The organism is Acetobacter sp. DsW_063 (assembly GCF_002153745.1).
Classification (GTDB): Bacteria; Pseudomonadota; Alphaproteobacteria; order Acetobacterales; family Acetobacteraceae; genus Acetobacter.
The window spans coordinates 62,084-87,195 of the sequence record NZ_JOPL01000017.1; the positions used below are offsets into that span (position 1 = coordinate 62,084).

The following is a 25,112-nucleotide window of genomic DNA, read 5'->3' on the forward strand; positions in this document are numbered from 1 at the left end:
CTGCACCGTCCGCCGTTCGGGGGCGCTCCCGAGCCGGTTCCGCAACGATCTATCGCACCCTATAGAACGGGTTGGGAAGCAGGAAAGTCTTCTCGGCGTGACCACCCGCGAGATCGGACGGCTGGTCTCCGATATTCGCAATGATCGTATATCCCCGCGCTTCGATCGACTGGCGAACCGGTGCCTTATAGTCTGCGGCGGAGGCAACTTTCATGGCGTTTGGCTTGAGATAAAGCGCCGCGAAGTCACGATATCCGGCGTTCAACAGGTTAGTCGTAGTCGATTTCCGCTCAACTTCGCGCCGTCCCGTCACGAAGAACACCGCCACATTGTCAGCCCGCGCCGCCTGATAGAGCGCGAGCATTGGCGGCAGAGCCTTCGCCTTGCCCGACAACTCCCACGCCTCCGCGCCGCATGGACCGGCAGGAAGCGCATCGCACGGCCCTTTGGGGAAATAACCGAAATCGTCAGCCTTCGTCATGGGCCAGTTCGAGAGCGACGTTTCATCGATGTCGAGCACGATGGCAGGCTTGCTGACGCGCGGCGCCTCTTCCTGCACCCAAGTGCGCGCAGCGTCTGCGACGACCCCAACGTCCTTCAGGTAGCGACCGCTGTTATAATAATCGACCGCTGCGATCTTGGCGTCGCCGACATTGGCGGGCTGATCAATGAGCGTCTGCGCATAGGTGGGAGCAGAAGAAGACGTCACTGTCACCGGCGCGTTGGACGATGCGTTCGCCGTGACGCTACTCGGGGCGCAGGCAGAGAGCGGACCGACGGCGCACGCGGCGAGAAATGCCGCCGCTCGCAACGGCGCTCCTGACACGTGGCTCACGCCACCACCAGCGGGTCACGCGCAGCGGCGCGCAGCGTGGACGCCGTCATGTCCGAATTGCCGCACGGACGCTCCACATACCGCCCGGCTCCGTGCACAGCACGAAGGTCGCCATCAGTCCAAGCCAGAACGCCACGGCTGATTGTATGTCGTGCAAGCCCCGTCACAGTCATTCCTTCGAAAACATTATAGTCCACGTTCTGATGATGAGTCGCCGCCGATATCGTGCGGCTTCCCTCCGGGTCCCACAGAACAAGATCGGCGTCCGCGCCCACGGCGATCACCCCTTTACGCGGATGCATGTTGAAGATGCGCGATGTGTTCGTCGACGTAACGGCGACGAATTCCTGCGGCGTCAGGCGTCCGGCTCGCACGCCGTGATGCCAAAGCACGCTCATGCGGTCTTCGATTCCCGGCGTGCCGTTCGGTATTTTCGTGAAATCGCTTTCGCCTTTCCGCTTTGCGCCCTCACAGAAACAGCAGTGGTCCGTCGCCGTCGTCTGCAACGTTCCGGAGGCGAGACCCGCCCAGAGCGCATCGAGGTGATGGCGAGGGCGAAACGGCGGGCTCATTACGTGGCGCGCCGAGGACAGCCAGTCGTCGGTTTTGTAGACGCTGTCGTCGATCACCAGATGCTGGGCCAGCACCTCACCGTACACGCGCTGCCCCCGCGCGCGGGCTTCGGCGATGGCTCTGGTCGCGTCCTCGGTCGAGACATGAACAATATAGACTGGGGCTCCGTGCACCCCCGCAATGGCGATGACACGCTGCGCAGCTTCCCCCTCTACCAAAGGTGGGCGCGAGGCCGCGTGCGAGGCCGGACCCGTCAGACCGCGCGCGAGCAGGTCCGCCTGAAGCCACGCCACGGCCTCCCCGTTCTCCGCGTGGATGTTGCACAGCGCACCGAGTTCGAACGCGCGGGCGAGTGAGCGCATCAGCACGCCGTCATCGACCATCAACGCGCCCTTGTAGGCCATGAAATGCTTGAACGACGACACGCCGTGATCGCGCACCAGTTCGCCCATTTCCTCGCTGACGCGATCGTCCCAATGGGTGACCGCGACGTGAAAGCCGTAATCCGCCGCCGCTTTCTCGGCCTTGGCCCGCCACGCACGCCAGGCGTCGATCAAGGAGCCGCCCTGCTCCGGGATCACGAAGTCGATGATGGAGGTCGTGCCGCCAGCAAGCCCCGCTGCCGTGCCAGTGAAGAAGTCGTCGGACGCGACCTCCCCCATGAAAGGCATTTCCATATGGGTGTGCGGATCGATCCCGCCCGGCATGACCAGCAAGCCGCCCGCGTCGAGAACCTGAGCGCCGATCGGATGCTCCAGACCGGAACCAACCGCTAGTATCGCGCCGTCGTCACCACAGAGTACGTCCGCAGGCTGCGACGAGTCCGCCGTAATCACTGTTCCGCCCCGAACCAGCAGCATGTGGCCTCTCCCCTTGTTCCGGGTGAGTGTGCCGTCGTGTGGCGAGGGGATTCAAGAGGGCCCCGCCAAGGCTAAGCCGCACGAGCTATCGAATAAAAACCTCAGCCCGGCCGTTCGCGAAATGTCGTCCCGGCGCAAGGAACCCTACAAACCGAAGCCGCCGGTGCCTTCGTAGCCGTTTCGATATGGATGTGACGGCGCTCGTAATACAGGCCCCGCCCGGGAGAGAATTGCTACGGTCGAAACAACCAGTGCGATCGACGGATCGTAACGTAAGGGACGGTTACCGGGATCCCGCCTCGTACCGTGTGACCTTCTCCAGCGTCGGAAGCCACGACAGCCTGTCCTTGCAGTAAAGCTCCATCGACGGAGGAAAATCGCCCGGATGCTCCAGCGTGCCGGCCTTGACGATCGCCAGATGACTCATCGACGGAACTCCGCTGCGGATGGGAGAGCCGCAGTTCCTGCAGAAATGGCGCGTCACCATATCTCCGCTGTCGCCCCGCGTATCGTGGCTCCCGGTCTCGCCATGCTGTCGGTAATCTTCGGCCTTGAAAATCACGACGTGGGAGAAGGAGCTTCCGGTCTGCTTCTGGCAGTCGGTGCAGTTGCACAACCCTGAAACCAGCGGCTTCCCTGTAATTTCGTAGGTGATCGCGCCGCAGAGGCATTGGCCGGTGATGTGGGTGCTCATGTCGTCAATCGCTCCGATGCCACGACGCGTGCGGATGTTCGCACCGACGCAGGACGTCTGTGGCCCGACGTCCTGCGTAGGCCCGCAACATAACCGTGATTCCGGCCGAACAGGAAATCCGTGCTCCCCATTCCACTGCGCCAGACCTTCGCCTTGACCGCGGGTCATGGACCTTCGCATAACACCACTCTTCGACGGGGTGGTTCTCCCTCGCCTCGCCGTTTCTTGACGTTCCCGCCCGTTGGCGTTTCGCCGACCTTACACGACAGATGGCCCAGACGATGACCGAGTCCCGAGACAAGAAGCCCGACGCCGCCCGCTCGAACGGGAACGCCGCGCCTGACATTTACCGGGAGACGGTCTTTCTGCCGGTCACGTCCTTTCCGATGCGAGGCAACCTTCCGACGCGTGAGCCGGACCTGCTGGCGCGCTGGGACGCGCTGGAGCTTGACCGCAAGATCGCCGACGCAGCCAAAGGCAGGCCTGTTTTCACGCTGCATGACGGACCGCCCTACGCCAACGGTCATCTCCATATCGGCCATGCGCTGAACAAGATTCTCAAGGACGTAATCAACCGCAGCCACCGGATGTCGGGCTACGCGGTGCATTACGTTCCGGGCTGGGACTGTCACGGACTTCCGATTGAATGGAAGATCGAGGAAGAATATCGCAAGGCGAAGAAGGACAAGGACGCTGTTCCGGTCCTGCAGTTCCGCGCCGAATGTCGCGAATGGGCCGGGCGCTGGCTTGACGTGCAGATGGCTGAGTTCAAGCGTCTTGGCGTGCAGGCCGAATGGGCGCGACGCTACGCCACGATGGATTTCTCGTCGGAAGCCGCGATCGTGGGCGAGATCGGGCGGTTCCTGCTGAACGGCGGGCTGTATCGCGGCCTGCGTCCGGTCATGTGGAGCCCGGTTGAAAAGACCGCTCTGGCGGACGCGGAAATCGAGTACCACGACCACACATCGACGACCATTTTTGTCGCGTTTCCGTTCATTAAAGACCCCACGGCGGCGGGCGCGCTCGATGGCGTGTCTGCGGTTATCTGGACGACCACGCCGTGGACCATCCCGGCCAACCGCGCCATCGCCTATGGCCCGGAGATCACCTACGTCGTCCTGCGCGTTGACGAGACGACGCCCGAGGCGAAGCTCGAGGCCGGAGCGAAGATTCTTGTCGCGGAGGATCTGGTCAGTTCCGTTTGCAGCGCAGCCGGAATCCTGACGCACCATATTCTGTACACCCTGCCCGGAGAGGCTCTGGCAGACGCCCAATGCGCGCATCCATTGCGCGGCGACGGCTATGATTTCGACGTGCCGCTGCTACCGGGCGATTTTGTCACGACCGACGCGGGCACCGGCCTCGTCCACATGGCGCCGTCACACGGCGAGGACGACTTCATCGTCTCCGTCGCGCACGGGATCGAAGTGCCTGAACTGGTGATGGACGACGGCCGCTACGCGCCGCACACGCCGCTGTTCGCAGGCGGCCACGTCTTCAAGGCCGCTGATCCGGTGTGCGAGGCGCTGTCGGCGGCGATGGAGCGCGCCAATCAGGCGGGCGACGCCCCTGCCGGTCTGGTAGCCCGTGGGACGCTTGTTCACTCCTACCCGCATTCGTGGCGTTCCCGCACGCCGGTCATATACCGCGCCACGCCGCAATGGTTCATCCGCATGGACGGCGAAGGCGAACTCCGTGTTTCCGCGCTGAAGGCGCTGGAAGACGTGACCTTCGTGCCGGAGCAGTCCCGAAACCGTCTGACGTCAATGGTCGAGAGCCGCCCGGACTGGTGCATCTCGCGTCAGCGCGCCTGGGGTGTGCCGATCGCCGTGTTTGTGGAGAAGACGACGGGACAGGTTCTGCGCGACCCGGAAGTGATGCAGCGCATTGTCGAGGCGTTCCGCACGGAAGGCGCCGACGCGTGGTACAAGGACGAGCCGAAGCGTTTTCTGGGCAACGCATACAACGCTGACGATTACGAGCAGGTGTTCGACATTGTCGACGTCTGGTTCGAGAGCGGATCGACCCACTCCTTCGTGCTAGGCTCGGACGAGTTGCAGTTCCCTGCGGACCTGTATCTGGAGGGCTCCGACCAGCATCGCGGCTGGTTCCAGTCCTCGTTGCTGGAAAGCGTCGGGACGCGCGGCGTTTCCCCGTTCAAGGCGCTGGTGACCAATGGTTTCGTGCTGGATGAGCATGGCCGCAAGATGTCGAAGTCGCTCGGCAATGTCGTCGCCCCGCAGGACGTCAACGACACTCTCGGCGCGGATATCCTGCGCCTGTGGGTGATGAATTCCGACACCAACGAAGATCTCCGTATCGGCAAGGAAATTCTCAAGCAGCAGGGCGAACTGTATCGCCGCCTGCGCAATACGCTGCGCTGGCTTCTGGGCGCGCTGGAGGGTTTCTCCGAATCTGAGATCGTGCCCTACTCTGAATTGCCGGAACTCGAACGCTGGGTGCTTCATCGCCTGACGGAACTGGGCGGCCTGATCGCACGAGCGGTAGAGACACATGAATGGGTCGGCGTGTATCCCGCGTTGCACGGCTTCTGCACCACCGATCTGTCGGCGTTCTATTTCGACGTTCGCAAGGACGCGCTGTATTGCGACGCCATCGACAGCCATCGCCGACGCGCGACCCGCACGGTGCTCGACATCCTGCACCGCTGCCTTGCGACGTGGCTCGCGCCGGTGCTGGTGTTCACGGCCGACGACGCCTGGACGGCGCGGTTCGGTGAAGAGACGAGCGTACATCTCGAACAGTTCCCGGACCTTCCGGGCGAGTGGCACAACCCGGAGCTTGGCGAACGGTGGGTCACGCTGCGCGCCGTGCGTCGCGTGATCACGACGGAAATCGAGGAAGCGCGCCGAAGCGGTCTGGTGGGTTCCTCCTTGCAGGCGCAGGTGGAGTTGCCGCTTTCCGAAGCCGAAGCGGGCGCGTTCGCGGGAGTCGACTGGAGCGATCTCGCCATTGTCTCCCATACGGAAGTGTCCGTGGTTCCGGGCGCGGCGTCGGTTTACCTCGCCCCTCTCACCGCCGACATCGACGCCGGAGCTCCCCACGGGCCACCGCTGGTCACCCCGGCGGTCGGCGAGAAATGCGCGCGCTGCTGGCGGGTTCTGCCTGAGGTTGGCAAGACGGACGCCCATCCAACCCTTTGCTTCCGCTGCGCCAGCGTTGTCGAAGGCCGAACAGGCGCTTGCCCGTGACGGCGTTCGAAACAATGCCCAACACGACAGGAGAAGCCGTCGGACGTGGTTCGCGCGGGGCTCTCGGCCTCGGGTTGCTCACGGCGATGATTGTTCTTTCGGCGGACCAGTTCAGCAAATATTGGATTCTTTATGGATTCCACCTGCCAGACAAGGGATCGGTACCGATCCTGCCGGGGCTAAACTTCACGATGGTGTGGAACACCGCCGTTACGTTCGGTATGTTTTCCCGCGCAGGCTCATCGGGGCGCATCATTTTCTCTGCGGTCGCACTGCTGATCGTCGGCGGCCTGCTGGTATGGATGGCGCGGTCGCGTCGGCCGCTGATTACCTGCGCGGTCGGGGCGATCGCCGGCGGCGCAATCGGCAACGTCATCGACCGGTTACGCTATGGCGCAGTGGTGGATTTTATTCACCTACACGCGGCCGGATGGTCATGGTATGTGTTCAATGTCGCTGACTCGGCGATCGTTTGCAGCGTCGCTGCGCTGATCGTCGACGGCCTCCTCCAGGACGGGGGAAGACCGGCTGACGGCCGCAAACCTGTTGCGGATGACTAGGTAATGGGGCGTTTATGGTGCGAGTAAATTCGGCTCTTCTGTCTACGGTAGGCGTCGCCAGTCTGGCTATCTCGCTATCCGGATGCTCCGGCGCGGATGTGAGCCGCGCCTTTGGTCTGGAGCGCAGCGTTCCAGACGAATACACCGTCACCACGCGCTCCCCCCTGTCGATGCCGCCGTCAAGTGAACTTGCGCCGCCTTCCACCGGAGCCTCGCGTCCGCAGGACGAGAGCGAGCGGCTGCAGGCGCTGGAAACCCTCTCCCCTGAAGTCGCGCTCCACGGTTCTTCCGGCAGCGCCAGCGAAGGGCAGAGTCTTCTGATCAGCGAAGCCGGAACATCCTCCACCCAACCGAACCAGGGTGAACTGGGCGCAGCCGGCGACAAAAGCTACGTTGATCAACTGCTGTTCTGGAAGGGCGGCGGCGCAGGCGGCGTCGTGGACGGCGAGTCCGAAAATCGGCGTCTGAAGGCCAACGCAGCTCTCGGCAACCCGCCGACACAGGGCGCCACGCCGACGCAGCACGAAAAGAAATCCAAGTTTATGGGCATATTCTGACCGTAAATCAGGATCAGGTCGTTTTCAGCTTTTCAGCAAAAAGGGTGTTTTAAAAACCACCCCCGCCTGACAAGGCGCAACACTTGATAGACGCTTTTTGGTTGCGGCGTTCATCCTCCGCCAAACGTCTTACCGAAATCCTGCCGTTTTTTTACTTGCGGCGGGACGTTCTTCCCCACAGCCTTACGAAGAACCAGCGACGATGCGCGCGCCAATTCAGGCGCCCTTTCGTTCGCACAGAGTAGGCTGCATGGCGTCATCTTTCCCTGAACCGCGTCCCAGTGAAATCACGCCTCGGCGCGCGTATCTTCGGCGACGGAGCCTGCTGGCGGCTGCAGGGTTGCTTGGCGGTTCGCGAGTCGCGAACGCGGCGGGACTTTCCGTGCACCCGGGCCCCTTCAATGCGTCCGAGCCTCTGACGCCGCGAGAGGACGTGACGCACTACAACAATTTCTATGAATTTGGGTTGGACAAAGCTGATCCGGCGCGGCTTTCCGGTGGATTTCGACCTCGTCCATGGACGTTGACGATCGACGGGGCAGTCGCCAAACCACTTACATTGGACGTAGATACGCTGATCGCGGGCGGCGCCCTCGAAAGCCGCGTCTACCGGATGCGCTGCGTAGAGGCGTGGTCAATGGTCATCCCGTGGGACGGCGTGCCTCTGGCCGATATTCTACGTAAGGCCGAACCGCAGGGATCGGCCAAGTTTGTAGCCTTTCAATCGGTAGTTCGTCCGGACCAAATGCCCGGCCAGAGAGGCGGACTTGGCTCTCTCGACTGGCCCTATGTCGAGGGGTTGCGACTGGACGAGGCGATGAACCCGCTATCGTTTCTTGCCCTCGGCCTCTACGGCGACCTGTTGCCAAATCAGAACGGGGCGCCGCTTCGCCTCGTGACGCCATGGAAATACGGCTTCAAAGGCATAAAATCGATCACGAGAATCACGCTGATCTCGGAAATGCCGCCGACGACCTGGAATCGTATGGCGTCTAACGAGTATGGATTTTACGCGAACGTGAATCCTGAGGTCGATCATCCCCGCTGGAGTCAGGCTAGCGAACGGATCATTGGCAGCGGCGGCTTCTTCGGCGAAACGCGCAAGCCAACACAGATGTTCAACGGTTACGGGGCGCAGGTCGCGCAGCTTTACGCGGGCATGGATCTCCGGAAATTCTATTAACGCGCCGGACGTATTCCGTTTGAGCCGCCAATGCGCCAGATCGGTTTTGACTCCCCCTAACCTGGCATGCGGCTGGGTAACGCTCCTTCCTTGCAGCCTTGAATGAGATTACAAGCCCACTGTTTGGCTCCGTGAGTCCTGCAGGCAGCTTTCGGGCTTGACCTGATCAGGAAAGATTGCGTTTTTTTTCGTTCATGTAATGCAGTCGCCGAACAATCTTGAGACAGATGCGAACGAACATGCTCCCCACTGTAACGATCTGGCCAATTGCGTCGGTCGAGCCAACGATATTCGGACGGACGTAAGGGCGATGCGCTTCAAGCGAGGCAAATCAGAAAATATCTTTCCCGCCCCTTTTCGATCAGGTGCGGCATGAGCCCGTGGCCTGTTCGCGGCGGTCCATCGTCATCCCTGAAACGATGGCTAAAATCTCCGGCCGCACGCTGGACGCTCTATTTCGTTGCGCTTTGCCCTGCAGCATGGTGGTTCTGGTTGGGAGCACATAACAGGCTGGGCGCAGATCCTGTCCGGGCGTTCGAGGAATTTCTCGGCCTCTGGGCCTACAGATTTCTTCTGGCAAGTCTTCTGATCACGCCATTGCGTATCGCCTTCAGCATAAACCTGATCGTTTATCGTCGGGTTCTGGGGCTGTTGTGCTTTTCCTACGCGGCCATGCATGTTCTCGCTTATCTGGCTCTGGACCTGCGATTTGATTTTCGCATTTTCGGAGACGACATAACGAAACGTCCGTTCCTCGTTTTCGGAATGCTGACGCTCCTCTGCCTGTCGCCGCTGGCGCTCACATCGACGAACGGCGCGATCCGGCGTTTGGGCCGAAACTGGAAAAAATTGCATCGTCTCGCTTATGTAGCGCTTGTGACCGCATCGATTCATTTTCTCATGGCGTTCAAGACATGGCACGCGGATGCGGCTCTGTTCGTGGCGTTCGGGATGTTTTTATTGATCTTTCGGGGCGTCCGCTCGTTTCAAAACCCGAAGAGACGTCGTGTCGCCTGACGCGTAATGATCGCAAGGAACTGGCATTCATGAAATCACTGACTTTCCGGGCTATTTGCCTGACCTCGCTCTCGCTGCTTGCGGCCGGGTGCTCGCATGAAGAGGCAACAAGTTCCAATCAGACCTTTTTCGAGCATGTTTCCGTCATCGACGGTTCAGGCGCCGCTGCGCAACCGAATATGACCGTGATCGTGCAGGACAGAAAAATTGTTTCGGTCACGCCCGACGCATCGGCGACGCCACCGGCCGGGGCCACCATCGTCGACCTGACAGGCAAAACCATGATTCCCGGTCTGGTCTCCGATCACGTGCATGTCGGGTTGTACGAGGGAACCGACGTAGGCTCGAAGCATTTCACGCGCGACGTAATCCTCCGCCAGTTGCAGCAGTATGAACGTTACGGCGTGACCACGGTCGTCGCCCTCGGCGTCACACGCTCGCCACTGTTCGACGACCTACGACGAGAGCAACATGCGGAGCAGAATCCGGGCGCCGATCTGTTTGGTGTGGATCAGGGCATAGGCGTCCCCGGCGGCGCTCCTCCCGCTGCGATGATGCATGTGGACGACGAACAGGTTCTACGGCCTGCAACGCCTGAGGCCGCGCGCGCCGCCGTCGACAAAATGGCGTCGGAAGGGACTGATCTGGTCAAGATCTGGGTGGACACCTTCACGAACGGAGTCGCGGGCAAGGCGCCGATGCCTGTCATGTCGCCAGACGTCGTAAAGGCGGTGATCACGCGTTCGCACGAGCATGATTTACGTGTCGCCGCGCATATCCATGATCTGCATTACGCCAAGGAGATGGTCGCCGACCATGCGGACATACTGGCGCACGGCGTGCGTGACACCGCGGTCGACGCGGCGCTTATCAACGCCATGAAAAGTGGTGGGGTATGGTATATCCCTACCATCAGCCTTGATGAATCCATCTATTTCTACGCTGATAACCCCGATATCCTGTCCGACCCCGAGTTGACGCAGGGCTTGAGTTCGGAACTGAGGAACCGCTTCGCGGATGCGGGGTGGCGGAAAAAGACGCTCGCAGATCCGCAAACTGCTGCGGCGCGCAAGGCGGTCGTGATGAATGAACACAACCTGTTTACCTTGTACACTGCCGGCGTGAATATTGGTTTTGGCACGGATTCCGGCGCAACGCCGCTGCGGATACCTGGATACGCGGAACATCGCGAATTGCGTCTTCTTGTTCAGGCTGGATTGACGCCGGTTCAGGCTCTGACGCTGGGCACGGGACAGGCCGCTGCCCTCATGCATCTGAGTGATCGAGGCGTGCTGGCGGCGGGCAAGCGAGCGGATTTTGTGATTCTGGACGCTGATCCCAGCAACGATATCGGCGCCGTGGATCACATTTCTCAGGTGTGGCACGGGGGACGGCAGGTGTCGCTCACGCTGCAATAGTTTTCACCAATGTATGACTGGCGAGGGTTTTTGCCTCTTATGCGGGGCGCCTCGCTACCTCGGCGGACGGCGCGATCAACAAGACCACCCGAAGAAAACGGGTCGACTGCCGACCGCGCAAGCCCGGCAGGCTCGTGGGCAAGTCCGGCGCAACCCGGATCGTCGGTTGAACGGAGTTTTCGGGCCGAAGCACTGTGCCAATGTGGCGCGTGCTGCCGCATGTTATCGCAGCCCGCCACTCAATTTCACGCTTCAATCTCCACGAAACGCAAGCGACCGGCCATATCGCCATCGCAGGACCTGAGCGCTATGCTTCTCTCCTGTTCACGACTGATTGCCAGAAAACGAGGTCCATGAATGAAGCGTGACGACGCGGTGCGGACGCAAACAGCGGTTCTCTTTGATCTCGACGGTACAATCGTCGACTCCCGCACCGGAATAATCGATAGCCTGCACGGAACGTTGCGCGACCTCGGCCATGAACCAGACCCTTCGCATGACCTAAGCTGGGTGGTCGGACCGCCGCTGCGAGACCTGATCGGTGAAATCCTCAATCATTATGGCGACGATCGCTGCGACGAGGCCATGGCCTTCTATCGCGCCCGTTACGAGGCCGAGGGGATGTTCCGGACGCCCGTTTTTTCAGGGATGCGTGAGGCGATCGATGTCATTGGCTCGCACGGGCGCCGATTGTTCATCGCGACATCCAAACCGATACATCTTGCCCGGGCTATCCTGGAACAGCACGGGCTATTGAACCGGTTCGAGCATGTGTACGGCGCCCGCTCCGACGATAGCGGCGCAGAGAAGCCCGAGTTGATCGCAGCCGCCCTTCATGAGCAGGGACTGGACAAGCGCCGCGTCGTCATGATCGGCGATCGTCGCTTCGACATCAGCGGCGCCCATGCGAACGGGGTGCGCGGTCTGGGCGTATCGTGGGGATATGGCGGTCAGACTGAGCTTGAGGACGCGGGAGCCGAAGGGATCGTCGACCATCCAGACGATCTTCCTGCGATGGTTGAGCAGCATCTGCACGCCGCCGGTCTCCATCTCCACGACGCCTGATCGGCCCTTCTGACGCGTTCCCCTGCGTGCCGGGTGTGGCCGATTTGCGTGGAGCGTCTTGCTGAACACGCAAATTGGCGCTCATCTGTCGGCCCCGCCGCGCTCCCTTGTGCGCAGGAGGCGAAGCGGGGCGACCTGATAACAAAGGCTGGCGCGTAAAAACTATCGCGCGGCAGAAACAGCACGATGCCGGAACCACTCCGGGTCGATGACGGGAGACAGAACGTGAGCAGCGCCGAGGGATTAAAGTTCACTATCCATCCGCATCCGAACGCTACGCCTGCGGCGCGGCGCGCCGAGCTGATGGCCGATCCGGCGTTTGGACGTGTCGCGACCGATCACATGGTTGTCGTAAAATACAAGGATGGCGTTGGCTGGCACGACGCGGAAGTCTTGCCGCGCGGCCCGATTACCCTCGACCCGTCGGCGGCGGTTCTACACTACGCCCAGGAAATTTTTGAAGGCATGAAGGCGTTCCGCACCAAGGACGGCGGCGCCGCGATTTTCCGCCCCGAAGCCAACGCCCGCCGCTTCCGCGCCTCGGCCGAGCGCATGGCGATGCCGCAAATTCCCGAGGAACTGTTCCTCGAAGCGGTCAACCAGCTTGTTCGCGCCGATCGTGACTGGATTCCCGAAGGCGAGAACGCCAGCCTTTATATCCGACCGTTCATGTTCGCCAACGACGCGTTCCTCGGCGTCAAGCCGGCGTCGGAATATCTGTTCATGGTGATCGCCTCCCCCGTCGGGGCGTATTTCAGCGCAGGCGCCGTGACAGTGTGGGTCTCGGAAACCTATACGCGCGCAGCCCCCGGCGGCACGGGCGCCGCGAAATGCGGCGGCAACTACGCAGCCAGCCTGCTCGCGCAGGCGGAGGCGAAGGCCCAGGGTTGCGATCAGGTCGTGTTCCTCGACGCCGTGAAGCATACGGATGTCGAGGAAATGGGCGGAATGAACGTGTTTTTCGTTTTCGAAGACGGTTCGCTGGTCACGCCTCCCCTCTCCGGCACCATCCTGCCCGGCATCACACGCGACAGCGTGATCACGCTTGCGCGTGAAAAAGGACTGACGGTGAGAGAAGAAGCTTACTCGATCGAACAATGGCTGGCCGACGCCCGGTCGGGTTGTATGACGGAAGCGTTCGCCTGCGGCACGGCGGCGGCGATCTCGCCCATCGGCGTCGTCAAGACGCGCGAGGGAGAAGCTCGCATCGGCTCCGGCACCACAGCCGGGCAGATCACAGGCGCACTTCGCACGGCTCTCGTCGACACGCAGCGCGGCCGCTCCACCGATGCGCACGGCTGGGTGAGCCAGGTTTTCTGACCGACGCAATCATCCTCGGGAACACAGGCTGCCCCTGCGTTCCCGAGGCAGTGAAATACATAATACGTTACCAATTCGAACCGTCCGGACATCTCGACCTTTCGCCCGATCGTCGCTTATCGTGAACGCGTCCTCCCCGGATTGAATCGTGACGGGGGACGTCGCGGCAAGGAATTCCTGACGCGTCTGAAGACTTTTCCATCAGGCCGGGACGATCCTGTGACCGGCCAACCGATCAGGGTGTGCGATGCTGTCGACCAATCAGGACGCCTACTTCATGCCGTTCACGGCGAACCGGCAGTTTCGCAAGACGCCGCGCATGTTGGTCGGCGCGGAAGGCATGTATTACACGGACGACGCAGGCAATCAGGTGCTGGATGGCTGTGCTGGTCTGTGGTGCGTGAACGCTGGACATCGCCCCCGCCGCGTGGTCGAAGCGCTCCATAAAGTCGTCGACACGGTAGATTTCGTACCGAACTTTCAGATCGGTTACCCTTTGGCGTTCGAGGCGGCTTCGCGCGTCGCCGCTCTCGCGCCCGGTGATCTTAATCACGTATTCTTCTGTAATTCGGGCTCAGAAGCCGGAGATACGGCGCTCAAGATCGCCCTCGCCTATCATCGCCTGCGTGGCGAGGGATCGCGCACGCGATTGATCGGCCGCGAACGCGGTTATCACGGAGTGGGTTTCGGCGGCATGTCTGTCGGCGGTATCGGCTCGAATCGCAAGATTTACGGTCCGCTTTTGCCAGGCGTTGACCACCTGCCCCACACCCACGACCTGTCCCGCAACGCGTTCTCACGCGGGCAACCAGAATTCGGCGCAGAATATGCTGACGCGCTGGAGCGGATCGTCACTCTTCACGATCCGTCCACGATCGCAGCCGTGATCGTGGAACCCATGTCTGGATCGACCGGGGTGCTGGTGCCTCCTGTGGGGTATTTGCAGAGACTTCGCGAAATCTGCACGAAGTATGGAATCCTCCTGATATTCGACGAGGTGATTACCGGCTTTGGACGCCTCGGTGGCTCCTGTTTCGCAGCCGAAAGTCTGGGCGTGATTCCGGATATCATCACCTGCGCCAAGGGTTTGACGAACGGAACCGTGCCTATGGGCGCGGCCATCCTGCGCGACCATGTGTTCGAGGCGTTCATGCAGGGGCCGGAGAACGGCATCGACATTCCTCATGGCTATACCTATTCGGGCCACCCGCTCGCGGTCGCAGCGTGTCTGGCGACGCTCGACACCTATCGTGAGGAAAACCTGTTCGAACGCGCAGCGGAAATCGCGCCTTACTTCGAAGAGGCTGTGCATTCCCTGAAAGGGCTGCCGCATGTGGTGGATATCCGCAACATCGGCCTTGTCGCGGGCGTAGAACTTGAGCCACGCGCGGGCGCTCCGGGAACCCGCGCCTACGACGTATTCCACCGCGCGTTCCATGAAGGGCTGCTGCTACGCTACACGGGCGACATCATCGCATTGTCGCCGCCGCTGATCATCACGAAGCCGCAGATTGACGAAACCTTCGAAAAGTTGGGCAAATTGATCCGGGAGGTCGCCTGATCTCCCGCGCGGCATCGACGGCGCAAGCCCCGCGTACTTCGTCAATGGCGTCGCGATGAAGAGGGCGTTCGGGAAGTCCTTGCCAGGTCGCCGGGCGGTGTTACAGGGGTTGAGCGCAGCAGCGCTCTCCACGAGTTTTGAACGCGGCGTCCGCCGCGCCATGGCGTTGCCCGCATACCGCCGAACACATTCCATCGAAGATGTCGAACACGTCGTCATCCTGATGCAGTCGGGACGGTCGTTCGATCATTATTTTGGCGCGCTTCAGGGCGTGCGCGGGTTCAACGACCCGCACCCTGCGCGCCTTTCGTCCGGCGCCGCCATTTGGGCGCAGCCCGATGGAAATGCCGCCGTGTTTCCTTTCCGTCCTGACGAGCCGGATCTGGGAGCCCGTCCGCTCTCACGCCCTCCCGATGATTGGGAGGCCATGCAACGTGCGGCTGGTTACGGCCATTGGAGCGACTGGGCTCAGGCCAAAGAAGCGGCCAGCATGGTCCATATGCTCCGCGACGACATTCCGTATCACTACGCACTGGCGGACGCTTTCACGGTCTGTGACTCCTATTACTCGTCCGTACTGGGGCCTGCCGGTCCAAACCGGTCCTGCATGTGGAGCGGTTGGGTCGGCAACGACGGCAGGAACGGCGGGCCGATGCTGGACGACGCGGGCGACGGCTACTCGTGGCGAACCTGCCCCGAGCGACTGGACATGGTCGGGGTGTCGTGGCGCGTGTATCAGGACGCCGGGCAAGGTCTGACTGCAGAAGGCCACTGGGGCGCATCTCCCGACGCCTTTGTCGGCAACGGCGGCGATAACACCCTGCTCCGTTTCAAGCGATTTCAGGCGGCGACGGATGGGACGCCCCTCGCCCGCGCCGCCCGAAGCGGGGCCCACGCTGGTAATGGAAACGCGCTGCTCGCCGATTTCGAAGCCGATGTGAAGAGCAGCGTATTGCCACAGGTTTCCTGGATCATCGCTCCAGAAGCGTATTCCGAGCGCGCGGACTGGCCTGCAAATTACGGGGCCTGGTACGCAGGACGTGTCCTCGATATCCTGACATCCAATCCTGAGATCTGGGGACGTACGGCTCTATTTCTGACATATGATGGAAGCGGCGGATTTTTCGACCATGTAGTTCCGCCGCTCCCCCCGTTCGACACGACGCGCGGCGCATCCACGATTGCAACGGACGACGAGTTTTTTCCAGGTTCCGCCAAATTCGCGGCCGGTCCTTATGGCATGGGACCGCGCGTGCCCATGCTGGTCATTTCACCCTGGAGCCGCGGCGGGTGGGTCAATTCGCAAGTGTTCGATCACACTTCGCTCATCCGTTTTCTTGAAAGACGGTTCGACATGGGCGGATCAGCTTTCGCTGAAGATAATATAACGCCATGGAGGCGCGCGGTCGCAGGAGATTTGACGTCTGCGTTCGATTTTTCATCTGCGAATGACAAATCTCCGACATTGCCGTCCACAGCGCCATTCGCTCCGAAAAACCATGAACGCCGGGATGTCCCATCCCCCCGCCCCTCGGACCTTCAGCGAATGCCCGAGCAGGAAACCGGGACACGCCCAGCACGCGCCCTTCCCTACGATCTGCATGTGTCAGCGACGCCGCATCGCCGCAGGGATACGCTATCGTTGAATTTCGAAAATAATGGTTATTCTGCAGCAATTTTTCAATTGCGCGATGGACTGGGCATCTCATCCCCACGCTTCTACACGGTTACAGGCGGTGAGAATCTGCGCGCCTCCTGGGACGGTTTGCAGGAACGAGCCTACGATGTAGCGGTTCATGGGCCGAACGGATTTTACCGCTCATTCAAGGGAGCTTTCGCCGATGCGTCTGCAGCGCAGGTAGGCGTCGCCACAAAGACCGGCCACGACCGCCACTCGCTGGTGGTGATCCTGACCAACCATGGTGGTCGGCGAGCGCATATGTTGCTGACCGACATCTACACTGGCGTTTCCGTCCAGCATGTCATTCCGCCGCATGAAGCAAAAAGCGTAAACGTCTCTGTTACCGATACCAGTGGGTGGTATGATCTGAAGATCGGCGAGGTCGAGGATCGTTCATATGAAACGATATTGGCTGGGCATGTGGAAGACGGTCATCCCAGCAACACGGATCCGGGCATGGGCAAGGTGCTCGGAGCGCGACCTCCGCCCGGCGGCCCGTTTGGCGACGCGACGCGTAAATCCTGAAACCAGCGGACGCGGATAACTATTCGCTCCGCTCGCTCCCGCTTTCGTCGTCATCGTCCGAGCCGTGGGCGTCTGCTATCGCGCTGTTTCCCGCTTTGCGCTTTCCCTGATGCCGCGAACGATCGCGGCTTCCTGAAGCTGATCGAACCTACCCTGAGGTCCTTCAGAACCTCGAAAGACCCGATCAGATCGAGATTCCGCGGATTACCGAAATCTCGACAGCCGCACGGCCACGGGATCATGCAGCTATAACTGATGCATGTCCCTGTTCAGGGCCGCGCGCGCTGGCAGCATCGGGAATGGCGCCCCAGCCCCGTCGAAGCAGTATCGTTGCTGAACAATCTCGCCATGAATGCTTCAGAGGACGACGTCGTTTCAGCGGCGCCTTCACCGCGCGCAGCTGAGTCTGCGTGGTCATCCTGTGGGCTTAACCGTCGAATTCATTCTCGACATATTATTTTGCGAATCACTATCACTTGCAATAATAACTCGAGGCCGTTTTTGGCGGATGTCTCCTTTGCGCGGTCACAAAAATGCACAAGAAGCCGATGCTCGCTCTCAGATTTTCCCTAGATGTAAAGACTGTTCCAAAATTTCTCCTCGGCAGCGCAGCCATGACCGGGCTTCTGGCCGGTCACGCATATGCCGCCAATGCCCGGCATGTCCGCGCGCGCGCTCCTCAACAGGTCGTCAACAAGGCCGCCACGGCGACAGCGCCCCTTTCCCCATCAGGCGCGAGCGGAAAAGCTTCACGCCCCCCGCTTCACGGCGCTCCGGCGGCTGCAAAACCCGAGAGCATTAATGTTCTCGGCCGCCGCATGGTCGCTACCAGCGCGTCGGCAGGCACAAAGACCGACACTCCGCTTCTGGAGACGACGCAAAGCGTGTCGGTCGTCACCCGCGCCTTCATGACGGAACGTCTGGTGCAATCAATCGGCGAGGCGCTGCGCTACGCGCCGGGCGTCAATCCGGATACCTATGGCGCGGACTCCCGCTTCGACTGGATCCGCATCCGAGGCTTCGATGTCACGACGTATGGTATGTACCTCGATGGCATGCGTCTTACCGCTGGCACGACCGGACCCGTTCAGGAGCAATATGGACTGGACCGTGTAGAGGTGCTGAATGGACCGTCCTCGGTGCTCTACGGACAGGCGGCGCCGGGTGGGTTGGTAAACATGGTCAGCAAGAAGCCAAGTTCCACGCCGTATCATGAACTGCAGTTTGTCGCCGGTTCCTGGGCGCGATATCAGGGACAGTTCGACATGACCGGATCCATCCCGGGAACCGGGGGATCAGTGGACGGGCGCGTTGTCGGGCTGGTGCGCGACGCGGACACTCAGGTCCATTATGTGAAGGACAACCGCATCTATGTTGCGCCCTCTTTTACTTGGCACATCACCCCCAAGGACGATTTCACCTTCCTGTCATCTTATCTGCATGATCATACTTCAGGGGATCAGTTCTATCCGGCCTATGGGACAGCGCTTTACAATCCGAATGGAAAGCTGAGCACATCCAGCTTCCTTGGATCACCTGATCTCGACAAGTGGGATCGGAACCAATACGCGGTCGGCTTTCTTTACGAACATCGTTTCAACAGCAATTGGCGCTTTCAGCAGAGCTTCCGATATCTCGGGCTCGATCTGAACTGGTCGCAGGCCTATAGCACCAGCCTAAGCGCAGACATGATCCATATAAACCGTCTTGCGTTTCGTGAGGTGGCGTCTGGGCAATTGTACACGTCCGACAGTCGCCTTGTCGGTCATATTCATACCCGTCCAGTGGATCAGACCGTATTACTCGGATTCGATTATTCTCGTTACGATCTTGCTCAGGATTATGGTTACACGACCGGCACGCAGCTCAATATTTTCAATCCGGTGTATACAATCCAGCCCGCCATTAAAATGACGACCCACATCGTCCAGCAATCAGAACAAAAAGGACTTTATTTTCAAGATCAAATCAAAATCACGGACCGCATCCTGGTGAACCTCGGCGGGCGTTACGACTGGACGAATACTGCGACCTTGACCACGACCAGTTCGAGCGCAGTCACAAGTGGCCAGAACAACGGAGTTTTCACCTATCGCGGGGGCATCGGTTATCTTTTTCCATTCGGCCTCATGGCTTACGCGTCGTATGCACGCTCTTTCCAGCCAGTTACGGGCGTCAATTTCTACGGACAGGCTTTCAAGCCGACCTACGGGAAACAGGTAGAGGTCGGCGCGAAATATCAGCCGAAGGACAAATCGAGCTTCCTGACGGCTTCGCTCTTTGACCTTACCCAGACGAATGTGAGCCAGACCGACCCATCGAACGCTCTTAACACAATTCAAACCGGCGAAGTTCGCGTCAAGGGCTTCGAGACGTCCGCAAACGTCAGCCTTGGATCAGGGTTCGACCTTGTATTCGCCTATACATATCTTGATCCGGTAATTCGTAAATCCACCATAGGCCAGAACGGCAAGCGCCCGACTCTTATACCACGTAATACCGTCTCTCTATGGGGCGACTATCAGGTGCAGCCCGGACTGGTGCCTGCCCTGACTGGTCTGGGTGTTGGCATGGGGATGAGATATATCGGCAACATAGAAGGCGACAACAACGATACGTTCGCAACCCCGGCCGTCACCCTCTTCGACGCCGCCGTCCACTATGATTTTGGACGAAGCAACCGGTGGCGCATCGGACTGAATATCAACAACCTGTTTGACAAAACCTATGTCGCCAGCTGCTCGGGAACGACGACATGTTATTATGGGCAGCGACGGCGATTACTCGGTAGCGTTCGCGCAAGCTGGTAGCGCTCGCCCGCGATAAGCCGTTTCACGTCACAACGCCCGCCAACGAAAAACGCGCCCGTATTCCCAAGGGAACGCGGGTGCGTCTCGTGGCAGGAAATTTAACCTGGTCGCCTTGTGGAAGGCGCCCTCAGGCCTTGGTGGTCGTAAACGCGAAAGCCGTCGGCGTGCCGACGGGCGTAAAAGTCCAGGTGAAATCCAGCGCGCCTGTCGCGGGATCGACCTTGAACGAGGTGATCGAATCACTGCGCTGGTTGGCGACGAAAAGGAACTTTGCAGCGGGATCGAAGCTCAGCGACCGCCCGTAATCCGCACGCGCCCAAACCTCGTCCAGAAGCGCAAGCGAACGATCGGGCTTGACGCCGAACACGGCTATGGAGTTGCCCAACCGGTTCGTGACGTAGAGGAACTTTCCGTTGGGATGCAGCATGATCCCAGCAGCGATGGTGCTGCCGCGGAAATGCGAGGTGACGGTGGAGATGCTCTGACGTGGCGAGATCGCGCCAGTGTCGGTGTCATAATCCGCAACGACTACGCGGGAATTCTGCTCGCCAAGAATGTAGATCGTCTTTCCGTCCGGGCTGAAGCAGAAATGCCGTGGCGCCGAACCCGGCTCCATTGCGTGAAACGGTATTTTCGCAGGCGTGAGCGTGCCGTGTTCAGGGTCGAGCGTGAAGACATAAATACGATCGAGCCCGGCGTCGGCGACAAGGACGAAGCGTCCCGCCACGTCAGTCTGCACCATGTGCGCATGCGCGCCGGAGTGGTCGCTGACGGCGTAGTTTCCGGGCGGATTGTCCTTGGCCCGCTCAGGCATGCGCGGCCCGGAATTCTTTACGAGGGCCGTTCGCTCGCCAAGGCTTCCGTCGTCCTTGATGCGAATGACGGCGACGCTGCCACTGGAATAATTGGCGACAAGCAGAAAGCGGCCGGACGGGTGAACGCTCAGGTGCGCCGGATTGGCGCCAGCCGACGTCACAGTGTTCAACTTTGTCAGAACGCCGGTGCGCGGATCGATAGAGAACGCCGTCGCCGCCCCGCTGTCCTTGTTAGCGCCGTAATCTTCCAGTTCGTTGCAGGCGTAGAGAAAGCGGCGATCGTGGGAGAGCGCCAGGAACGACGGATTGTCGGTGTCTTCGAAAACCGAAAGATGGGTCAGCACGCCGTTGTCCGGATTTACCTCGAACAACGTTACGCCCTTCGCGTTGGCCTCCGGCGGCCCGTGCTTCGTGTACCCCCCGACGTAGCACAACACGCGCTCTCCGCTTGACTGCGCCGCTGCGGCTTCCGGCGTGGTCTTGGGCAGCGCGCCCGCCGGCAACGGTTCGGCAGGAGGCGTCGGCGCAGGCGCCGCAGGTTTCGGTGCGGCCGCCGATGCACGCCATGCGGCGCCGGCGACCCCGGCGGCGACAAGTGATGAACCGAGGACCCGACGGCTGATATTCCAGTTTTCCATTGTTCTTCCTTATTGACCTGCCTGGCGCACGTAGTTCAGGGGTTTTCCGGCAACTTGCAGGCGGCGCCTATTGGTCCAGAGTAACGTGTCCATGTCTGCGTCTGGCCAAAGAGAGGTATACCCACGTAGCCGCGCAGCTTCATCACATTCGGGCGCGGTGACCAGATTTGCGCATCATAAGTTTTGTCGGAGTCCGGGTCGAGAATATGCCCCTCCCACCGACCAGACGTATCGTCGCTTGGCCTGAAATCCGTCAACATCGTCAGGCCGCACTCGGACTGACCGTGCTTGCCGCGCGGAATCTCGGGGCCGTCGTACTGCATTCCGACAAGGGCGCCGCAGATCGTATCGCCGCAACTGCGGATACTGAAAACGCCATCATGCTTCTCACTCAGCCACAGCCCCCCAAGCGTTCCGGGGTCGAGCGGCGCAGCCGTTGACGTCGCGTTGGCGGCCGCCTGCTGCGCGCTGGCGGAAGATATGTCTGCTACGGCAATCGCGAAAAGGGCGAACGCCGCGCGCCAGACGTTATCAGCCGTCAGAGCGCGCAACCCACGGAATGCTTTGGAATGGTACGCCCTCATCTTCCAGCGCTTCGCGTTGTTCATCGGACATGCTGCCATAGATCGCCCGCTCATCGGCTTCCTTGCGGTGCATACGCAACGCTTCATCAGCGAAACTGTCGCCAACATGCTCCGCTTTTGTCTCGACCTCACGACGCAGACGCTGCAGGGCGGCAAGCAACGCGTCCGGGATCGGGCCCGCTGCATGGCCGGACGCCGGAACTTCACCGGAAGCAGAAAACGGCTTGGCGGCCTGAAGGGCGCGAGACGGCGCTGTGACGACCGACGGCGCCATCAGTGCCCGCGCGACGTCGCTCGCGCCGCATTGCGGGCAGGAAAGAAGGCCGCGCGCAGCCTGATCATCGAAGGCTGTCGAGTTACGGAACCACCCTTCGAATTCATGACCGGCCACGCACCGCAGCTGATAATGAATCACCGCCCCGCACTCCCGCGCGTTCCCTCCATGGCGCTCAGGCCTGACCGAGCAAGGAATTGAGCGCCCCACGCCGCTCCAGAGAGAACAGGTCGTCGCAGCCGCCAATACCCTGCCCGTCGATAAAAATCTGCGGAACGGTGGTCTGCCCGCCCGAACGCTGTATCGCCGTCTCACGTTCTGGCGTCCCCCGAGGAGCGTTGATTTCGGTAAATGCAACGCCCTTATGCTCGAGCAAGGCGACGGCGCGGTGGCAGTAGGGGCAACCCGGCTGCGTGTAAATCTCTACGCTAGGCATCGTAACTCCGGCATTTTCTCGCCCCGACGCATCTGTCGGCGCTTCAACACGCGTGTCGTTCGACATCGCGTCTGGCCATACGTCGGAACGAGCGATCTGCTTTACACCATACCGTGTCTTGCGCCTCTGTCACAGGCGCCATGCATATGACGCGTAACGGCGCGAATCTTACGGCCGCTCGTCCAGCCATGCGGGCGCGCCCACGTCCTCAGTTTCAGGGCGTAGCGTGCGGGCTGCCGCCAGAATCCCGACGCTGGCAGCTCCCGCAGCCAGTAACACGGCGCTGCACGCCGAAGCCGTCGCCCCGGTCGTCAGCACGTCATCGACCAGAACCACCCTGCGGCCCGCCAGCAAGGCCTGCCTCTTAGGGTTGATCACAATGGCTTCGGTCATTTCCCGTGCCCGCTCAGCAGCGGAAAACCCGACAAGGCGAGCCGTAGCGCGCGGGCGCCGAAGAGCGTCGACCATCACCGGAGCGCCTGAAATTCGGCTGACAGCTCGGGCCAGCAACGCGGCCTGATTGTAACGGCGCTGGAGCAAGCGGCGCCAATGCACGGGCACCGGAACGAGCAGATCGGCGTCCGCCAGCATATCAGCCCCCGCTCGCGACATCTGCCGCGCGAGGAACGCGGCATTCTGCGTCTGATCGGCGTATTTCAGTGCGAGAATCAGATCCCGCGATGCGTCGTCGTAGACATAGGCCGCCCTGGCCTGCGTCCAGACAGGGGGCCGACGCTCGCAGCGAACGCAGCATGACGTCGCCCCAAGATGGGAGTCTGCGGCCAGAGGGACGCCACAGCGGTCGCAGCGTGGCGCACCAATCAGACGCAGCCGCGTGAAGCAGTCAGGGCAGAGTGCCCCAGCGCGATCGACCTCCGCGCCGCAACTCGCGCAGGTCGGCGGCAAGACCAGATCGAGCGCGAATCGTCCGACCGAGCGGGCGCCGCGCATCAAAGCGCCGCCAGCGGCAGATTCCGTTATCGGCATCAACGCTCTCCTGCGGGCGCGCAAGTTGACACTCGGCGCCCCTATCTCCCGGCGCGCGCCGCCTCTCCTCTTGGCACAGACGCGGAGCGCGCGCACATGGTGGCTTCATGGACGAAGATCATCTCATTTTCGACCGTCGGGCCGTCCGCCTGCATCGGGATCGCGCTTCCGCGACGCTTGGCACCGTCTCTCCTGTTCTGCAGGAGACAGCCGAACGGCTGCTCGAACGGCTGGACGACATCACACGCAGCTTCTCCCATGCACTCGACATCGGGGGCCGCGGCGCGGTCGCCACGGGCCTGGGGGCGCGCGGCGTCGCGGTCACGAGTTGTGATCTTTCGCCCCGCATGGCGCGTCTGGCGGGTCCCGGCTCCGTCTGCGCTGACGAGGAGGTCCTGCCCTTCGCGCCGGCTTCGTTCGATCTCGTCGTGGCCAATCTGTCGCTGCACTGGGTGAACGACCTTCCGGGGGCTCTGGCGCAGATACGTCATGTCCTGAAGCCCGACGGCCTGTTTCTCGCCAGCATGCCGGTCCTGCCGACATTATCGGGCCTCCGGGAGGCGCTCGCCGAAACCGAACTCGCATTGCGCGACGGCGTATCGGCGCGGGTGTCTCCGTTTCCAGCCCTTCGGGATTGTGCGGCGTTGCTGCAACGCGTCGGCTTCGCTTTGCCGGTCGTCGACGCCGATCTACTGGATCTGCGATACCGCACGGCGCTGGCGCTGCTGACGGATCTGCGGGCGGCGGGCGAAACCAATGCCGTGCGCCTGCGCGATCACAGGACGCCGCCAGTGTCTCTTTTCCCTGCCGCACTCGCGGCGTTACAGGAGCGAGCGCCCGAGGGTGACGCACTCTCCGTGCCTCTGCATATGGCCGTGATGAGCGCCTGGGCGCCTGCCGCCAGCCAGCCTAAGCCTCTGGCGCCGGGGCAGTTCAACACGTCTTTGCATGATGTTTTTGGCGAAGCGGGAAGCGCGACACCGGAAAACGGGAACTGAGAGCAGCCATCTCCGGCTGAAACTTCCGCTTCAATTCCCGTCATGGCGCGTCCAGAGTCTCAAGCCTCTGCGGCGCCACCTGCTGGCGCAGCGGCGTCTTCGACCCGAGCGCGAGCCGCCAGGCGCTCGACGGCGACAGGCAACGTCTTCGCAATGACCGGCAACAGGGGCGCAAGCGGCAACCCAGTGCAACTGGCGATAAACTTAGCCTGATCGGACGTCAGCAGGCGCTGGACTTCCCCGACCGTCAAAGGCTCCGTCGGCTGACCGTTCGTCCAACACCGGGCCTTATCGCCAAGTCCGACTTTCTCACACTGCTGGACAATATGCTCGACGCCGGCCTTTCCGTGCTCTGACGCCAGCATCTTGCGCACGGCCTCAGCCACTGCGTCGTTGTTGGCCACGCTGTTCAGCGCCTTGTCTTTAAGACCTTTCAAAAATCCGCTCATACGCCATGCTCCTTGCCAGCATGGAATGCGCGCCATGCCTGCTCTAATGTATACGCTTAC

The 25,112-nt window shown here is 61.3% G+C and carries 21 protein-coding genes; 12 read left to right on the top strand and 9 right to left on the bottom strand.

Going from position 1 to position 25,112, the window contains the following annotated elements; translation table 11 throughout:
* Positions 1-49: 49 nt before the first annotated feature.
* The 3 genes from HK28_RS04135 to HK28_RS04145 form a co-directional block, all read right to left on the bottom strand.
* Complete coding sequence (locus tag HK28_RS04135) at positions 50-835, bottom strand: HAD family acid phosphatase (protein WP_233140342.1); 786 nt, start codon at positions 833-835, stop codon at positions 50-52.
* Entirely contained in the window at positions 832-2,268 is a 1,437-nt protein-coding gene (gene hydA, locus HK28_RS04140; protein WP_086643350.1) for a dihydropyrimidinase, read from the bottom strand. The genes HK28_RS04135 and hydA overlap by 4 nt, the downstream gene beginning before the upstream one ends.
* Before the next feature lie 283 nt (positions 2,269-2,551).
* Complete coding sequence (locus tag HK28_RS04145) at positions 2,552-3,130, bottom strand: GFA family protein (protein ID WP_158093391.1); 579 nt, start codon at positions 3,128-3,130, stop codon at positions 2,552-2,554.
* 113 nt (positions 3,131-3,243) lie between these two features.
* Between HK28_RS04145 and ileS the strand changes: the two genes are divergently transcribed.
* The 11 genes from ileS (at position 3,244) to HK28_RS04200 (ending at position 19,871) form a co-directional block, all read left to right on the top strand.
* Positions 3,244-6,174 carry an isoleucine--tRNA ligase gene (gene ileS, locus HK28_RS04150; RefSeq protein WP_086643382.1) on the top strand — a complete coding sequence of 977 codons (2,931 nt, stop codon included), beginning with the start codon at positions 3,244-3,246 and terminating at the stop codon, positions 6,172-6,174.
* 14 nt (positions 6,175-6,188) lie between these two features.
* Positions 6,189-6,734 carry a signal peptidase II gene (lspA, locus tag HK28_RS04155; RefSeq protein WP_086643383.1) on the top strand — a complete coding sequence of 182 codons (546 nt, stop codon included), beginning with the start codon at positions 6,189-6,191 and terminating at the stop codon, positions 6,732-6,734.
* 14 nt (positions 6,735-6,748) lie between these two features.
* The gene (locus HK28_RS04160) at positions 6,749-7,291 is read left to right on the top strand and encodes a DUF3035 domain-containing protein (protein ID WP_086643352.1); all 543 of its coding nucleotides are present in this window, start codon (positions 6,749-6,751) and stop codon (positions 7,289-7,291) included.
* Positions 7,292-7,541: 250 nt separating this feature from the next.
* Complete coding sequence (msrP, locus tag HK28_RS04165; RefSeq protein ID WP_086643384.1) at positions 7,542-8,474, top strand: protein-methionine-sulfoxide reductase catalytic subunit MsrP; 933 nt, start codon at positions 7,542-7,544, stop codon at positions 8,472-8,474.
* 372 nt (positions 8,475-8,846) lie between these two features.
* Positions 8,847-9,491 carry a protein-methionine-sulfoxide reductase heme-binding subunit MsrQ gene (gene msrQ, locus HK28_RS04170; protein ID WP_086643353.1) on the top strand — a complete coding sequence of 215 codons (645 nt, stop codon included), beginning with the start codon at positions 8,847-8,849 and terminating at the stop codon, positions 9,489-9,491.
* A gap of 29 nt (positions 9,492-9,520) precedes the next feature.
* Entirely contained in the window at positions 9,521-10,909 is a 1,389-nt protein-coding gene (locus tag HK28_RS04175) for an amidohydrolase family protein (protein WP_086643354.1), read from the top strand.
* Positions 10,910-11,266: 357 nt separating this feature from the next.
* Positions 11,267-11,974, top strand: coding sequence for an HAD hydrolase-like protein (locus tag HK28_RS04180; protein WP_086643355.1), 708 nt, complete (start codon positions 11,267-11,269; stop codon positions 11,972-11,974).
* A 225-nt stretch (positions 11,975-12,199) separates the two neighbouring features.
* Complete coding sequence (locus HK28_RS04185) at positions 12,200-13,294, top strand: branched-chain amino acid aminotransferase (protein WP_233140343.1); 1,095 nt, start codon at positions 12,200-12,202, stop codon at positions 13,292-13,294.
* Between the two features lie 247 nt (positions 13,295-13,541).
* The gene (locus HK28_RS04190; RefSeq protein WP_086643357.1) at positions 13,542-14,855 is read left to right on the top strand and encodes an aspartate aminotransferase family protein; all 1,314 of its coding nucleotides are present in this window, start codon (positions 13,542-13,544) and stop codon (positions 14,853-14,855) included.
* Positions 14,856-14,910: 55 nt separating this feature from the next.
* Entirely contained in the window at positions 14,911-17,061 is a 2,151-nt protein-coding gene (locus tag HK28_RS04195; protein WP_086643358.1) for a phosphocholine-specific phospholipase C, read from the top strand.
* A 614-nt stretch (positions 17,062-17,675) separates the two neighbouring features.
* Positions 17,676-19,871, top strand: a complete 2,196-nt coding sequence (locus HK28_RS04200) for a TonB-dependent siderophore receptor (protein ID WP_158093392.1) — start codon at positions 17,676-17,678, stop codon at positions 19,869-19,871.
* Positions 19,872-19,998: 127 nt separating this feature from the next.
* Here the strand turns inward: HK28_RS04200 and HK28_RS04205 are convergent, their stop codons facing one another.
* The 5 genes from HK28_RS04205 to HK28_RS04225 all read right to left on the bottom strand — a co-directional run bounded on the left by HK28_RS04205 (position 19,999) and on the right by HK28_RS04225 (position 23,605).
* Positions 19,999-21,324 (bottom strand): lactonase family protein, encoded by a 1,326-nt coding sequence (locus HK28_RS04205; RefSeq protein ID WP_086643360.1) that lies wholly within the window; start codon positions 21,322-21,324, stop codon positions 19,999-20,001.
* Between the two features lie 35 nt (positions 21,325-21,359).
* Positions 21,360-21,875 carry a DUF2147 domain-containing protein gene (locus tag HK28_RS04210; RefSeq protein ID WP_233140344.1) on the bottom strand — a complete coding sequence of 172 codons (516 nt, stop codon included), beginning with the start codon at positions 21,873-21,875 and terminating at the stop codon, positions 21,360-21,362.
* Entirely contained in the window at positions 21,856-22,323 is a 468-nt protein-coding gene (locus HK28_RS04215) for a DUF1178 family protein (protein ID WP_086643362.1), read from the bottom strand. The genes HK28_RS04210 and HK28_RS04215 overlap by 20 nt, the downstream gene beginning before the upstream one ends.
* Before the next feature lie 34 nt (positions 22,324-22,357).
* On the bottom strand, positions 22,358-22,618 hold the full coding sequence (gene grxC, locus HK28_RS04220) for a glutaredoxin 3 (RefSeq protein WP_086643385.1): 261 nt from the start codon (positions 22,616-22,618) through the stop codon (positions 22,358-22,360).
* Positions 22,619-22,786: 168 nt separating this feature from the next.
* A complete protein-coding gene (locus HK28_RS04225; RefSeq protein WP_233140345.1) occupies positions 22,787-23,605 on the bottom strand; it encodes a ComF family protein in 819 nt (272 codons plus the stop codon).
* 107 nt (positions 23,606-23,712) lie between these two features.
* Between HK28_RS04225 and HK28_RS04230 the strand changes: the two genes are divergently transcribed.
* Positions 23,713-24,603 carry a methyltransferase domain-containing protein gene (locus HK28_RS04230; protein ID WP_086643363.1) on the top strand — a complete coding sequence of 297 codons (891 nt, stop codon included), beginning with the start codon at positions 23,713-23,715 and terminating at the stop codon, positions 24,601-24,603.
* Between the two features lie 59 nt (positions 24,604-24,662).
* Here HK28_RS04230 and HK28_RS04235 read toward each other — a convergent pair whose 3' ends face one another.
* Entirely contained in the window at positions 24,663-25,052 is a 390-nt protein-coding gene (locus HK28_RS04235; protein ID WP_086643364.1) for a YidB family protein, read from the bottom strand.
* Positions 25,053-25,112: the final 60 nt, after the last annotated feature.